The organism is Amycolatopsis bartoniae, assembly GCF_014191255.1.
GTDB classification, from domain to species: Bacteria; Actinomycetota; Actinomycetes; order Mycobacteriales; family Pseudonocardiaceae; genus Amycolatopsis_E; species Amycolatopsis_E bartoniae.
The window spans coordinates 139,414-152,476 of the sequence record NZ_JACHWH010000007.1 but is presented as its reverse complement, the minus strand read 5'-3'; the positions used below and the strand labels follow the sequence as shown (position 1 = coordinate 152,476).

Here is a 13,063-nt window from a genome sequence, read left to right as displayed (position 1 = left end):
GTCACTCCCCGTCCCGGCCGGCCAGGTGGGTCAGCACCATCGCCGAGTAGGTCGCGCCCAGCCCCGTGGCGACCAGCAGGTAGTGGTGGCCGGGGCGCAGCCTGCCGCTGTCCCGCAACGTCAGGTAGTTGACGAACACGTCGGAGGCGTAGCAGTGGCTGTACTTCGGCAGGTTCTCGGCGAAGAACCGCTCCCGCGGCAGGCCCAGCTCGGCGGACACCTCCAGCATCAGCGAGTTGTAGTGCACCACCCGGTCGATGTCGCCGAGCTCCAGCCCGGCCTCGGCGACCGCCTGCCGGATCACGTCGCACACCTCCGGGTCGTGGGCCTGGTTGTGCACCTCGCGGGTCTCCGGGTCCATCAGGATTCCCGCGGCGAACTCCCCGCGCGCCCTGGTCACGTAGGAGCGGACCCGGTCGCCCTTGCCGCCCCTGGCGATCAGCATCGCGCTGGCCGCCTCGCCCATCACCGAGCCGAGCGAGTGGTAGTCGTGGTTCAGCTTCGAGAACGGCTTTTCGCCGGTGACCACCAGCGCGCGGGCGTCCGGGTCACCGTCGGCCGCGAGCAGTGCGCCCGCGGCGTCGATCGCGGCGAGGCCCGCCGCGCAGTTCTGCTGGGTGATCGCGAACGCCTCGGCGTCGTGCAGGCCCAGCGAGGTGCGGATCACGTCGGCCGCGTCCGTGGTGGACGGGGTGACCTCCTGGGTGGCGTGCGCGTAGAGGACGTATCGCACCGAGCCCGGGTCGGCCACGTCCTTGGTCACCGCCCGCGCGGCGGGCAGGATCAGGTCGAACAGGGACTGGGACGGGTCAAGACGCATGTCCCGCACGCCGTAGACCCGTTGCAGCACCTTCACCTGCGCACGGGTGAGCCCCAGCGGCCCGGCGACCTCCTCCAGCGAGGTCGAGCGGCTCGGCAGGTACGCGGCGAGCGCCTCGATGGTGGTCTGTACCTCCCGGGCGGGTTGCCCGGCGGAAACTTCCTCCCCTGTTTCGCACAGCTGTGCCGCCATTTCACACCTTCCTGCTCGCGGATCTCCGGCATTTGCACCGTGGGGGAATGGGAGTGCCCGCGGCCGCGCGGAACCGCGGGCGATGGGGCGACATTGCGACCGCCGGTCAGATTAGGGAATGGCCGGAGCGGCTGCCAAGTGCTATGCGACCAATTGACGAAAGGGCTTCTCCGGAGCACTGACGCTGCTACCCGGGTAGTACTACCCGGCTTGCTCCGTTCCGGGGACTGCCCGGTGCGGATATGGCTCCGGTGCGCCTTACTCGGAAGAATGATGGCATGCCGAAACACGCTTCCGGAATAATCGAAATCGTGCTCGTCGACGAGCGGCCGATGACCCGCTGGGCGCTGCGCATCTCGCTCGAACCCGACCCGCGATTCGTGGTCACCGGTGAAGCGGACAGCGAAGCGAAGGCTCGCGCCGTGGTCGGCGAGCAGCGCCCGGACGTGGTGGTGATCAGCGCGCACGACGGCGACGGTCCGGAACTGGTGCGCGCGGTGCTGGAGGCGTCACCCGAGAGCCGGGTGGTCGTGCTGCGGCCGGTGGAGAGCTCCGGCGTGGTCAGTGACCTGATCTCCGCCGGCGTGCGCGCGTACCTGCTGAGCAAGGCGATGCCGGAGGAACTGGCCGCCGCCATCGACGCCGTCTGCAGCGACGACGACAGGGTGGTGCTGTCGGTGCCGAGACACTGCCTGCCCCAGAACGGCGGGCGCAGACCGGACCTGCTCTCCGCCCGTGAGCTGGACGTGCTCGGCCTGGTCGCCGAAGGGCTGAGCAACGCGCAGATCGGCCGCAGGCTGCTGATCACCGAGGCGACCGTCAAACGCCACCTGCAGAACGCCTATCGCAAACTCGGCGCCACGTCGAGGCTGGACGCGGTGAACCGGGCCTGTAACAGCGGCCTGCTGGAGGCGCCGCGGATTCGCTGACCGCCGGCGTATCGAACAACGCTGTTCCTGTGGTCGCCGTCACAATTTCGGGTAGTACTCCGGGAGAATCGGTCCCATTCGCCCATCGGCGAATCCCGTGTCACCTTCAGGGCACGCGTCTTGCCCGGCCGGGCCCGGGCGGCTTCAAATGTGTTCGCCCGTTCTCGATGGGGAAGGAGCACAGGATTCGTGGACAGTGCCTATTTGACCGGGCTCAAGAAGTCGCTGGTCGGCGACGAGGCTGCCCGGTTCGTATTTCTCTGCAATTTCGAGGTCGAACACGCCTGGGCCCGCAATTACGTGGGGCTGCCGCGGCCCGCGCTGGAGAGCGCACCGGAGACGGTGCGCCGGATGGAGGAGCTCGGCGCACTGCTGGCGGGTGGTTCGGACCTGTTGTGCCTGAGCCGGCTGCTGGATCCCGGCTTCCGCCGGTACGCCGAGGACCTCGGGTTCCGGCTCCCCGCCGAGCTCGTCGTCGACGGGGCGGCCGGATCCGGTACCAGCGAACGGATTCTGGCCGATCCGGCCGCGCTGCGGCGGCTGGGTGAGCTGGCGGACGGCCGCACCTACCTGATGCCGATGGGCACCTCGGCGGCGGAGCAGAAGATCGCCGAGGCCACCGGGCTGCCGCTCGCGGTGCCGGACAGCGACACCGCGGAACGCGTCAACGGCAAGATCTACGGCCGGCGCCTGGTCGACCGGCTCGGCCTCCGTCCGGTGCCCGGCACCTGCTGCGAGACCGTCGAATCCCTCGCCGAAGCGGTGGAGTCCCGGCTGGCGAACGGAATTCCCGTCATCGTCAAGGAGTCCTACGGCGTGTCCGGCAAGGGCCTGGTCGTGCTGGACAGCCGGAAGAAGGCCGACCGGCTGCTGCGCATGGTGCGCCAGCGGGCCGCCCGCACCGGCTCGGACGCGGTGCACGTCGTGGTGGAGCAGTTCCTGGACAAGAAGTCCGACCTGAACTACCAGTTCACCGTCGACCGCGCCGGCGCCGTGCGGTTCGACTTCGTCAAGCAGGCGGTGACCGCCGGCGGTGTGCACCTCGGTCACGTGATGCCGCCCGAGCTCGGCGAGCACCACCTGGCCGAACTGCGCGCGGCGGCCGAGCTGATCGGCGGCGCGCTGTTCGACGACGGGTTCTCCGGCGTGGTCGGCGTGGACGCCATCCTCGGCGCCGACGACACCCTCTACCCGGCGCTGGAGATCAACGCCCGGCTGAACATGTCCAGCTACCAGGGGCCCGCGACCGAACGGTTCCTGCGGCCGGGCACCAGCGCGCTCGCCAAGCACTACCCGCTGCGGCTCGCCGCGCCGGTCACCTTCGCCGAGGTGCGCGAGGCGCTCGGCGGCCTGCTCGACCCCGGCCCGGCCGGACCGGAGGTCCTGATCACCTGCTTCGGCACGGTCAACGCCGAAGCCGGCCGAACCCCGCCGTTCGACGGCAGGCTCTACACCCTGCTGTTCGCGCCGGACCGCGCCGGGCTGGCCGCGCTGGACGAGCGGGTGTCCGCCGCACTGGAAACCCTCACCGGAGGACGCCGATGACCACCGACGAGTTCACCGTGCAGGGCGTGCCCGTCTCCGAGCTGGCGCAGCAGTACGGCACGCCGTTGTTCGTCTACGACACCGAAGTGCTGAGGGCCGGGTACCAGCGGTTGCGCGAGCGCCTGCACCCGGCGGTGGACGTCCTGTTCTCCCTCAAGGCGAACCCGAACGTCAGCGTGTGCGCGTACCTGCGCTCGCTCGGCGCGGGGGCCGAGGTTTCCTCGCTGGCCGAGCTGATGACCGCGCGGCGGGCCGGGGTCGACCCGAAGGACACCATCTTCCTCGGGCCCGGGAAGTCGGCCGAGGAACTGACCGCCTGCCTGCGGGCCGGGCTGCACGCGGTGGTGTGCGAGTCGCTGGCGGAGCTGAAACTGCTGGACGCGCTCGCGGTGGCCGAGGGCCTTTCCGAGGTGCCGGTGATGCTGCGCATGAACCCGGACTTCCACACCAAGGGCTCCGGGCTGGCCATGGGCGGCAAGCCCCGGCAGTTCGGCGTCGACCTCGCGGTGCTGCGGCAGTCCGCGGACGTGGTGAAGCGGCTGCGCGCGGCCCGCGTGATCGGTGTGCACGCCTACATGGGCACCCGCTTCCTCGACCACGCCGACGTCCTGAACAACACCACGCACATCCTGGCCGCGGCCGAGGCGCTGTGCGCGGAGCTCGGGGTGCCGCTGCGGACCGTCGACTTCGGCGGCGGGCTGGGCGTGCCGTACTTCGACGGGGAGAAGGAGCTCGACCTCGACAGCCTGCTGGTGGCCCTGCACGGCGTGGTCGACGAGTTCACGCGCACGCACCCGGAGACCCGGCTGATCATGGAGCTGGGCCGGTACCTGACCGCGATGGCGGGCACGTACGTGGTGCGGGTGCTGTACGTGAAGGAGTCGATGGGCGAGACCTTCGCCGTGGCCGACGGCGGGACCAACCACCACATGGCCGCGGTCGGGGTGGGCAGCTTCGTCAAACGCAACTTCCCGATCCGCTCGCTGACCCGCTACACCGAGCCCGCGGTGGGGCCGGTCACCGTGACCGGGCCGCTGTGCACGCCCAACGACGTGCTCGGCAAACGGGTCCAGCTGCCGCCGGTGGAACCCGGCGACCTGCTCGGCGTGGAGCGCTCCGGCGCCTACGGGCCCACCGCCTCCCCGGTGCTGTTCCTCAGCCACGGCTACCCGGCCGAAGTGCTGGTGCACGACGGCGAAGCGCACCTGGTCGCGCGCCGCGACACCCCGGAAGACCTGCTGAACCGACAGATCCTCAAGGAGTTCTGAGATGAACCGCAGTGAAGTGATCGCCCAGATCGCGGCCACCCTCGCCGAGGTGCTGGAGGAGCCGGTGCCCGACCCGTCCGAGGACACCCGGCTGTTCGAGGACCTGCACCTGGACTCGACGTCGATCCTCGAGGTCCTGATGGGGCTGGAGGACGCGGTCGGCGTCGAGGTCGACCCGGAGAAGCTGGAGATGGACGACTTCAGGTCCATCGGCAGCCTCGCCGACTACCTGCTGCGCAACGCCCCGGCCACCGCCGGGCAGGTGACGGGCTGAAAGGGGGCGACCATGCGACTGGCGATCCGCCGGGGTTCCACCGTGCTGGAACCCCACCGCGTCGCCCACCCCGAGATCCCCGGCCTGGAGGAGTACCACCGGGACCTGCTGCGCTCCTTCGGCCAGGACCTGGACCCGGCCGCCGCGGCGAACCCGCCCGCGGTGACCCACGCCGACCTGGTCGAGCAGCTGCTCGACGGGGACCCGCTGGGCCCGGTCGTCCCGGACCTGGTGCTGGTGGCCTACGCGCTGCCCGACGTGCACCCGTTCACCACCACCGCGACGCACGCGAACTGGCGGCTGGGCAACCACGCGGCGAGCTTCGCGGTGTCGGAGCAGGGGCTGGCCGCGCCGTTCTCGGCGGTGCGCATCGCCGACGCGTACTTCCGCGCCGGCCGCTGCTCCGCGGCGGTGCTCGCGGTACTGGAGCAGACCACGCTGCCCAACCAGGATCCCTTGGTGGACAAGGAGAACCTCGTCGACTCCGGTGCGCTGCTGCTGCTGTCGGCCGAGGACGACGGGCTGCCCGCGCTGGGCGTGGAGCAGATCTGGACGCAGCGGCAGCCCGCCGCCTGCGCGCGGCGGCTCGCCGCCGCGGTGGGTGAACCCGGGGCGACGCTGGTGGTCGAGGGACCGTGGGCGCTCGACCACGGGGTTTCCGGTGCCGGAGTGACGGTGGACCGGCTGGGCACCCGCACCTACGGCACCAGCGTGTGGCTGGCGCTGGCCGAGCACCGGGAGTGGGCGCAGCGGTACGACACCGTGGTGCTGCACGACACCGACCCCCGGTCGGACTGCTGTGCGGCGGTGGTGCTGCGCAGTTCGCGGGAGGAGACACCGGGGTCATGACCGCCACGGCTCCCGCGGTGGAGCCGGCGGCCGGTCGCCGGTTCGCCGGGGTCGGCGTGGACGTGCTGTACCTCGGCGAACTGGACCGGCTGCTGCGGCGGCCCCGGTTCCACCGGTTGATGTACTCACCCGGCGAGCTGCGCACCGCCGCGACGCTCGCGCCCGCCCGCCGCCGCGAGTTCCTGGGCGGCCGGTTCGCCGCGAAGGAGGCGGTGGGCAAGGTGCTCGGCACGGGCCTGCTCTGCGGGATCCCGCCCGCCTGCATCGAGGTCCGCCGCCGCGCGGACGGCGCCCCGGAGGTGCGGCTCAGTGGGGCGGCGGCCCGCCGGGCGGCGGAGATCGGCGTGGGGCACATCGCGTTGTCCCTCTCGCACAAGGACGAGCTCGTCGTCGCGGTCGCGCTCGGCGGCCCCGGGGAGCACCCGCCCGCGGACGAGGCGGGCACGCTCGCCGCGGAACTGGAGGCCGCGCTGGCGGCCCATCCGACCAGGAAGGAGGAAACCGTTGCAGGACAAGGACTTGACCGTAACGCTGCGGGTGCGCCTCGGCGCCGCGGACGCGCACTACGGCGGTCAGCTGGTCGACGGCGCCCGGATGCTGCGGCTGTTCGGTGACGTGCTCACCGAGGTCACCATCCGGACCGACGGCGACGAGGGGCTGCTGTCCGGCTATTCGGGCGTCGAGTTCACGGCGCCGGTCCACGCGGGCGACTTCGTCGAGGTCACCGGCCGCCTGGTGAAGGCGGGCCGGCTGCGCCGGGTGGTGGAGCTGGAAGCCCGCAAGGTGATCGAGGCGCGGTACGAGCAGGGCCACAGCACCGCGCGCGTGCTGGACGAGCCGATCGTGGTCTGCCGGGCGGTGGGCACCACCGTGGTCCCGGTGGGCAAGGTCCGCACGAGGGCCAGCTGAGGAGCCGACATGCGACTCGCACGGATCCTGTTGTGCCTGGTCCTGCTGGCCGGTGCCGCCGTCGTGGCGGCGGCACCGGCCGTCCCCTCCGTCCCCTCCGCGCCCGGTGCCGCCGGTCCCGGGCGGTGCCTCGGCGATCCCGGGCAGCAGCCCGGCTGGGCGTTGTCCACGACCACGTTCGACCCCGGCTACACGAGCCACGCCTTCGTCGGCAACGGTTACCTGTCCCAGCGGGTACCTCCGGCCGGCACCGGCTACGCCGCCACCGGCGAGCAGAGCGGCTGGCCGCTGTTCACACCGCGCTACGACGGGGCGTTCGTGACCGGCCTGTACGGCGCCGACCCGCAGCTGCTCGAAGGCAGGCACGTGGCGGCGGCGTTGCCGACCTGGTCCACGCTCTCGGTCGACGTCGGCTCGGACAGCTTCACCGCGGCCACGCCTGCGGGCCGGATCTCCGGTTACCGGCAGACGCTGTACCTGGGATGCGGGGTGCTGCGCACCACGCTGACCTGGACGTCCGCCGACGGCCACGCGACCGACCTGGAGTACGAGGTGCTCGCCGACCAGGCCGATCCGCACGTCGGCGTGGTGCGGCTGGTGGTCACCCCGCGGTGGAGCGGCGACCTCGGCGTGACCGACCTGATCGACGGCGCGGGCGCCCGCAGGCTGGAACCCGCGCCGGACCGGCCCGCCGAGCCCGCGGGGACCATCGCGGTGCCGTTCCGCACCCAGGGCACCGGCGTGGCGGGCGCGGTGGTGTCCACCCTGCGGGCCGGGCCCGGCGTGTCCGGGGCACGGCTCACCGCGGTCCCGGCGGACGGGCTCACCCGCGGTCAGCGGCTGACCCTGCCGGTGCGGGCGGGCCGTTCCTACGAGTTCACGAAGTACGTCGGCGTGGACACCGCGCTGACCTCGGCCGATCCGGCGGCCACCGCGTTCCGTGCGTCCACCGCCGCCGCGGCGCGGGGCTGGCCCGCGGTGCTCGATGAGCAGGTCGGCGCCTGGCGGCAGCTGTGGCACTCGGACGTCCAGGTGCCCGGCGACCCGCGGCTGCAGTCCTGGCTGCGCTCCGGGATGTACGGGCTGCTGTCCAGCGTCCGGGCGGGGGAGGACGACAGCATCTCCCCGACGGGGCTGAGCAGCGACAATTACGCGGGCCTGGTGTTCTGGGACGCCGACACGTGGATGTACCCGGGCCTGCTGCTCCAGCACCCGGATATCACGCGGTCCATTGTGGACTACCGGAGCAAGCTGCTGCCCGCCGCCAGGAGCAACGCCGAGCGGATCGGACAGCAGGGCGCGTTCTACTCCTGGACCTCGGCCGACAGCGGTGACCTGTGGCAGGACTGCGAGAGCTGGGGGCCACCGCCGCACTGCCTGATCCAGGACCACCTGCAGAGCGACATCGCGCTGTCGGTGTGGCAGTACTACGCCGAGACCGGCGACCTGGACTGGCTGCGGCGGGAGGGCTGGCCGCTGCTGCGCGGCCTCGCCGAGTACTGGGCGGGCCGGGTCACCGCGAACGCCGACGGCAGCTACTCGATCCGGGACATCGCGGGACCGGACGAGTACAGCAACGACGTCGACGACGGCGTGTTCACCAACGCGGGCGCGGCGACCGCCCTGCGTACCGCGATCCAGGCCGCCGCACTGCTCGGGCAGCAGGTGCCGGGGTCGTGGCAGACGATCGCCGACCACCTGCGCATCCCGTACGACCCGCGGACGCAGGTCTTCCAGCAGTACGCCGGATACCAGGGCACCACCATCAAACAGGCCGACAGCGTGCTGCTGCAGTACCCGCTGGAGTGGCCGATGTCCACGCAGGCGGCCGCGGCCACGCTGGACTACTACGCGCAGCGCACCGATCCGGACGGGCCCGCGATGACCGACGCGATCCACGCGATCGACTCCGCGCAGATCGGCGCGCCCGGCTGCGCCACCCACACCTACCTGGAGCGGGCGAGCGAACCCTTCATCCGGGACCCGTTCGCCCAGTTCTCCGAGGCCCGGGGTACGCAGGCCGGGCAGGGCGCCGGGGCGCCGGCCTACGACTTCCTCACCGGAGTCGGTGGTCTGCTCCAGGTGTTCACGAACGGGCTCACCGGGCTGCGGCTGCGCACGGACGGGGTGGTGCTCGACCCGATGCTGCCACCGCAGCTGGCGCCGGGCGTGACCCTGACCGGACTGCACTGGCAGGGCCGGACGTTCGACGTCACGGTCGGGCCCCGCATCACGACGGTGACGCTGCGCGGTGGTGCTCCGTTCACGGTGCACGCGCCGGACGGTGCGCACCAGGTCAGCGCTGCCGCGCCGCTGCGGCTGACCACCCGCAGGCCGGATCTGACGCCCACCGACGACCTGGCGCGCTGCCGCACGGCCACCGCCAGTTCGGCCGAACCCGGCATGTACGCCGAGGCCGCGGTGGATGGCAGCACCGCGACGGCCTGGTCACCGGACGGCGCCTCGGGCGAGCTGACCGTGGACCTGGGCCGCGCCACGACGGTTGCCACGGTCAGTCCACAGTGGAGTGACGTGCACCCGGCCACGGTGGCGGTGGCCGTGTCCACCGACGGCGTGCGGTTTTCCCCGGTGGCGGTCAGCGCGGACGGACGGCTGGCCCAGCCGGCGACCGCGCGTTATGTGCGGGTGACGGTGACCGGCGGTGACCAACGGGTCCGGCTGACCGAGCTCACCGTGCGGGGATGACGGCGATGCGGCGGTTTCCGCTCAACTGAGCGGAAACCGCCGCTGCCGTGCCTTTTCGTGAGCAGGGGATTTCCCTCATTCTCCGCCCGTGGTTGGTAAAACTTCCCCATCGAGGGGGGTCCCCGCCACGATGTGCGGATGCGCAGCCGAGAGCAGGCAGACATCAGCATCGTGATCGTCGATGACCGCCCCATGCCCCGGCGGGCGCTGCGGCTGTTGCTGGACGGCGAACCGCGGTTCACCGTGGTCGGCGAAGCGGCGGGCACGGGCACGGTCGGGGCGGTGGTGGCCGAGTACCGTCCCGACATCGTGGTGTTCAGCGCGCACCAGAGCGACGACATCGTCACGGTGCACGAAATCCTGGCCGGTTCCCCCGAAAGCCGCGTGATACTGCTGCGGACGGCCGATCGCGCCAGGATCGTCGGCGAGCTGATCGCCGCCGGGGTGCGGGGTTATCTGTTCAACAAGGCGAAACCGGCCGAACTGGTGGCCGCGATCCGCGCGATCAGCGCCGACGAGGAGCGGATCATCATCTCGATGCCGCGGGGGTCCATCCCCGCGCTCGGCCGGTCCGGGCGGAACGTGCTCTCGCCGCGGGAGCGGGACGTGCTCGGGCTGGTCGCGCTGGCGCTGAGCAACGCCCAGATCGGGCGGCGGCTGCACATCGCCGAAACCACGGTGAAACGGCACCTGCAGAACATCTACCGCAAACTGGGCGCCACCTCGCGGGTGGACGCGCTGAAACGGGCCGCCGCCAACGGCGTGCTGGAGGAGGGCTGAGTCCACAATGGATCGGGCTCAGCGCAGCACCACGCCGCCGTTGACGTCGAGCCACGTGCCGGTGACGAACGACGACGCCGGGCCGGCGAGGTAGAGGAACGCCTCCGCGATCTCGTGCGCGGCCGCCTGTCGTCCCAGCGGGATTTGCGAGTCGCGGCGCGCCTGTGCTTCTTCGAGCGTGATCCCTTCTCGTTGTACCGTCTCTTCGAGCCGTCGCCGGGTCAGTGCTGATTCCACAGAGGACGGTGCGACACCGTTGACGCGGATGCCCTCGCCGGCGAGTTCGAGTGCCAGGCTCTGGGTGAACAGGCGCAGTGCGCCCTTCGACGCGCAGTAGGCGGCGGTTTCCCGCTGCCCGGCGAGCCCGGTGTAGGAGCCGGTGAAGACGATCGTGCCGCCGGGCCGGGTCAGCCGTGGGATCGCGCTGCGGGCCAGCAGGAAGGAACCCTTGGCGTTGACGGCCATCACGCGGTCCCATTCCTCGGGCGAGAGGTCGGCGGCCGGTGCCTGCCGCTGGCCCACGGCGGTGGCGTGCGCCAGGACGTCCAGACCACCGTGCCGTTCGGTGGCGAGGGCCATCAGCGCGTCGCAGGCGTCCGGGTCGGTCACGTCGGTCACCGTGCTCACGGCGCCCGATCCGGGGAATTCGGCGGCGAGGTCGTCCGCCACTTTCTGCACGGCGCCGGCCTGGTCCGCGGTGAGCTCGCTGAGCACGAGCCGCGCTCCCTCTTCGGCGAACCGCCGCGCCACGGCCGCGCCGATACCCTGCGAAGCCCCTGTCACCACCACGACCTTGCCGGCGAGGACTCCCGGCGTCTCCCTAGCGATCATGCCGACCATCGTCACCGGGAACGCCGTGCCCCAGCCAGGGATGGGCTGTACCTGGCTGGGATCAGGTTGGGGCACGGTGGGTTCGATCGCGACGATGTCGCGGAAAGAGAACGGCAGTGTCGCCCACGTGGGACGTCGTCACGGCCTTCGAGCCTGCCGATGAGCGTGTCGGCTTGGGCGCGCGTGATGGGCGGGTCGGTCAGCAGCACCTCCGTCCGGCCGCGGACGAGTGTGGGACAGCGTCGACCACCGCGATGGGCCGTTGTCCGGCCTCGGTGGGTCGCGACCGTGGCCAACACCAGCAACGTCTGGCACGACGTGCGCACCTGCGGCAACGCCGCCAACCTGCGGGCCTCCCGCGCCCGCCGCAACCCGCAGTGCCGCGGAACCCTCGACGTGACCCCGTCGTCGACAGCGGCTGACGCCTCGAACCCCGGAAACCAGAACCCGTCCCACCGGCTCGAAGCCGGTGGGACGGGCCGGACCCCGGTCAGTGATCGGCCATCGCCTTCGCGATGTCCTTGAGGTACTTGCGTTCCTCGCCGGTCGGGGCGTTGACCACCACGCGGTCCACGCCGGCCGACGCGTAGTCGTCCAGGGAGTCCAGGTGGGCCAGGAAGATGGTGATCTCCATGCGCCCGCGGCCGGCCGCCGCCGCGCGCTCCTGCAGTTCCGCGACCCGCTCGCGGAAGAAGCCCGGGTCCTCGTGGTGGCCGGGCATCCACCCGTCACCGTAGGCGAGCACCCGGTCGAACACCGTGGGCCCGTCGCCCCCGACGAGCACCGGTGGGCGCGGCTGCTGCACCGGCTTCGGCCACGCGTAGAGAGGATCGAAGTCGACGAACCGGCCGTGGTACTCCGCCCGCTCCTGGGTCCAGATCCGCTGCATGGCCTCCATCCGCTCGGCCATCAGCGTCATCCTGGTGTGGTAGTCGGTGCCGTGGTTGGCCAGCTCCTCGCGGTTCCACGGCGAGCCGATCCCCACCCCGAACACCAGCCGCCCGCGTGAGAGCTGGTCCAGCGTCGCGACCTGCTTGGCCAGCCAGATCGGGTCCCGCTGCGTCACCACGCAGATCCCGGTGCCGATGCGCAGCGTCGAGGTCACCGCGGCCACCCCGGCGAGCGTCACGAACTGCTCCCGGTTGCGGTAGAAGTCGCGCGGCATGTCACCGCCCGCGTCCTCGAACCCCTCACTGAGGTCCTTGCGCTGGGAGATGTTGACGGTCTTCTCGTTCCCGGCACCGAACGGCGTCCGGCGGGTCACGGGCACGTGGCTGTGGTCCAGGACGAACAGCGACTCCAGACCGAGCCCCTCGGCTTCGCGGGCGAGCTCGAGCGGGTCGAGACCCTCGTCCGAGTTCATGGAGAACACGCCGAACTTCATTCTTCTCACCTCTCCGGCACTCCGGTCAGAGGAGCGCCTGCCCTGGCTCGTAGTCGCCCGCGGTGGGCTGGCCGACGATGACGTTCATGCGGTTGAAGGCGTTGATCAGCGCGATCCGGGACACCAGCGCGGCGAGCTGGTCCTCGTCGAAGTGCTTGGCCGCGTTCTGCCACGCCTCCTCGGTGACCCCGCCCGCGGCGTCGGCGATGCGGGTGCCCTGCTCCACCAGCTCCAGTGCCGCGCGCTCGGCCTCGGTGAACACCGTGGCCTCCCGCCACACCGCGACCAGGTGGAGCCGCACCGCGCTCTCGCCCTCGTGCGTGGCGTCCTTGGTGTGCATGTCGGTGCAGAAGCCGCACCCGTTGATCTGGCTCGCGCGCAGGCTGACCAGCTCCTGGATCGACATCGGCAACGCCGACTTCGCGGCCACGTCGTGGGCCGAGGTGAGGTACTTCAGCACCTTCCGGGTGATGTCGTTGCCGAAGAGGTTCAAGCGGGCTTCCATGTTCGGGCTCCTCTGCCGTTGCTGCTGCTTGCGGGTCCACCTCTCCGACGGGGCAGCCCGGCGGGATGTGA

At 71.5% G+C, this 13,063-nt stretch carries 13 protein-coding genes; 9 read left to right on the top strand and 4 right to left on the bottom strand.

The genetic code is table 11. The annotated features are described in order from the left end of the window. Nucleotide 1: 1 nt before the first annotated feature. Nucleotides 2–1,012 (bottom strand): 3-oxoacyl-[acyl-carrier-protein] synthase III C-terminal domain-containing protein, encoded by a 1,011-nt coding sequence (locus tag FHX82_RS27690; RefSeq protein WP_145933348.1) that lies wholly within the window; start codon nucleotides 1,010–1,012, stop codon nucleotides 2–4. Nucleotides 1,013–1,290: 278 nt separating this feature from the next. On the opposite strand from FHX82_RS27690, the gene FHX82_RS27685 reads away from it, so the two are divergent. From FHX82_RS27685 to FHX82_RS27650, 9 genes are all read left to right on the top strand, one after another. Next, on the top strand, nucleotides 1,291–1,941 hold the full coding sequence (locus tag FHX82_RS27685; RefSeq protein WP_183176873.1) for a LuxR C-terminal-related transcriptional regulator: 651 nt from the start codon (nucleotides 1,291–1,293) through the stop codon (nucleotides 1,939–1,941). Nucleotides 1,942–2,130: 189 nt separating this feature from the next. After that, nucleotides 2,131–3,486, top strand: coding sequence for a preATP grasp domain-containing protein (locus FHX82_RS27680; RefSeq protein ID WP_145933350.1), 1,356 nt, complete (start codon nucleotides 2,131–2,133; stop codon nucleotides 3,484–3,486). Beyond that, nucleotides 3,483–4,754 (top strand): type III PLP-dependent enzyme, encoded by a 1,272-nt coding sequence (locus FHX82_RS27675; protein WP_145933351.1) that lies wholly within the window; start codon nucleotides 3,483–3,485, stop codon nucleotides 4,752–4,754. The genes FHX82_RS27680 and FHX82_RS27675 overlap by 4 nt, the downstream gene beginning before the upstream one ends. 1 nt (nucleotide 4,755) lies before the next feature. Further along, the gene (locus tag FHX82_RS27670; protein ID WP_145933352.1) at nucleotides 4,756–5,028 is read left to right on the top strand and encodes an acyl carrier protein; all 273 of its coding nucleotides are present in this window, start codon (nucleotides 4,756–4,758) and stop codon (nucleotides 5,026–5,028) included. 12 nt (nucleotides 5,029–5,040) lie between these two features. Further along, entirely contained in the window at nucleotides 5,041–5,877 is an 837-nt protein-coding gene (locus FHX82_RS27665; RefSeq protein WP_145933353.1) for a hypothetical protein, read from the top strand. Continuing rightward, nucleotides 5,874–6,491, top strand: coding sequence for a holo-ACP synthase (locus tag FHX82_RS27660; protein ID WP_221216625.1), 618 nt, complete (start codon nucleotides 5,874–5,876; stop codon nucleotides 6,489–6,491). The genes FHX82_RS27665 and FHX82_RS27660 overlap by 4 nt, the downstream gene beginning before the upstream one ends. Continuing rightward, the gene (gene kal, locus FHX82_RS36660; protein ID WP_221216624.1) at nucleotides 6,397–6,786 is read left to right on the top strand and encodes a 3-aminobutyryl-CoA ammonia lyase; all 390 of its coding nucleotides are present in this window, start codon (nucleotides 6,397–6,399) and stop codon (nucleotides 6,784–6,786) included. Before FHX82_RS27660 ends, kal begins: the two co-directional genes overlap by 95 nt. Before the next feature lie 9 nt (nucleotides 6,787–6,795). Beyond that, entirely contained in the window at nucleotides 6,796–9,492 is a 2,697-nt protein-coding gene (locus FHX82_RS27655; RefSeq protein WP_145933354.1) for a discoidin domain-containing protein, read from the top strand. 138 nt (nucleotides 9,493–9,630) lie between these two features. Next, on the top strand, nucleotides 9,631–10,272 hold the full coding sequence (locus tag FHX82_RS27650; RefSeq protein WP_145933355.1) for a LuxR C-terminal-related transcriptional regulator: 642 nt from the start codon (nucleotides 9,631–9,633) through the stop codon (nucleotides 10,270–10,272). Between the two features lie 18 nt (nucleotides 10,273–10,290). Here the strand turns inward: FHX82_RS27650 and FHX82_RS27645 are convergent, their stop codons facing one another. The 3 genes from FHX82_RS27645 to FHX82_RS27635 all read right to left on the bottom strand — a co-directional run bounded on the left by FHX82_RS27645 (nucleotide 10,291) and on the right by FHX82_RS27635 (nucleotide 12,992). Continuing rightward, on the bottom strand, nucleotides 10,291–11,103 hold the full coding sequence (locus tag FHX82_RS27645) for an SDR family NAD(P)-dependent oxidoreductase (RefSeq protein WP_183176872.1): 813 nt from the start codon (nucleotides 11,101–11,103) through the stop codon (nucleotides 10,291–10,293). 490 nt (nucleotides 11,104–11,593) lie between these two features. Next, on the bottom strand, nucleotides 11,594–12,487 hold the full coding sequence (locus tag FHX82_RS27640; RefSeq protein WP_145933357.1) for an LLM class F420-dependent oxidoreductase: 894 nt from the start codon (nucleotides 12,485–12,487) through the stop codon (nucleotides 11,594–11,596). Nucleotides 12,488–12,512: 25 nt separating this feature from the next. Further along, nucleotides 12,513–12,992 carry a carboxymuconolactone decarboxylase family protein gene (locus FHX82_RS27635; protein ID WP_145933358.1) on the bottom strand — a complete coding sequence of 160 codons (480 nt, stop codon included), beginning with the start codon at nucleotides 12,990–12,992 and terminating at the stop codon, nucleotides 12,513–12,515. Between the last annotated feature and the right edge of the window lie 71 nt (nucleotides 12,993–13,063).

Coding starts and splice junctions, on each gene's coding strand:
- FHX82_RS27690 (WP_145933348.1), bottom strand. CDS start 1,012: ATGGCGGCACAGCTGTGCGAAACAGGGGAGGAAGTTTCCGCCGGGCAA.
- FHX82_RS27685 (WP_183176873.1), top strand. CDS start 1,291: ATGCCGAAACACGCTTCCGGAATAATCGAAATCGTGCTCGTCGACGAG.
- FHX82_RS27675 (WP_145933351.1), top strand. CDS start 3,483: ATGACCACCGACGAGTTCACCGTGCAGGGCGTGCCCGTCTCCGAGCTG.
- FHX82_RS27670 (WP_145933352.1), top strand. CDS start 4,756: ATGAACCGCAGTGAAGTGATCGCCCAGATCGCGGCCACCCTCGCCGAG.
- FHX82_RS27665 (WP_145933353.1), top strand. CDS start 5,041: ATGCGACTGGCGATCCGCCGGGGTTCCACCGTGCTGGAACCCCACCGC.
- FHX82_RS27660 (WP_221216625.1), top strand. CDS start 5,874: ATGACCGCCACGGCTCCCGCGGTGGAGCCGGCGGCCGGTCGCCGGTTC.
- FHX82_RS27655 (WP_145933354.1), top strand. CDS start 6,796: ATGCGACTCGCACGGATCCTGTTGTGCCTGGTCCTGCTGGCCGGTGCC.
- FHX82_RS27650 (WP_145933355.1), top strand. CDS start 9,631: ATGCGCAGCCGAGAGCAGGCAGACATCAGCATCGTGATCGTCGATGAC.
- FHX82_RS27645 (WP_183176872.1), bottom strand. CDS start 11,103: ATGATCGCTAGGGAGACGCCGGGAGTCCTCGCCGGCAAGGTCGTGGTG.
- FHX82_RS27640 (WP_145933357.1), bottom strand. CDS start 12,487: ATGAAGTTCGGCGTGTTCTCCATGAACTCGGACGAGGGTCTCGACCCG.
- FHX82_RS27635 (WP_145933358.1), bottom strand. CDS start 12,992: ATGGAAGCCCGCTTGAACCTCTTCGGCAACGACATCACCCGGAAGGTG.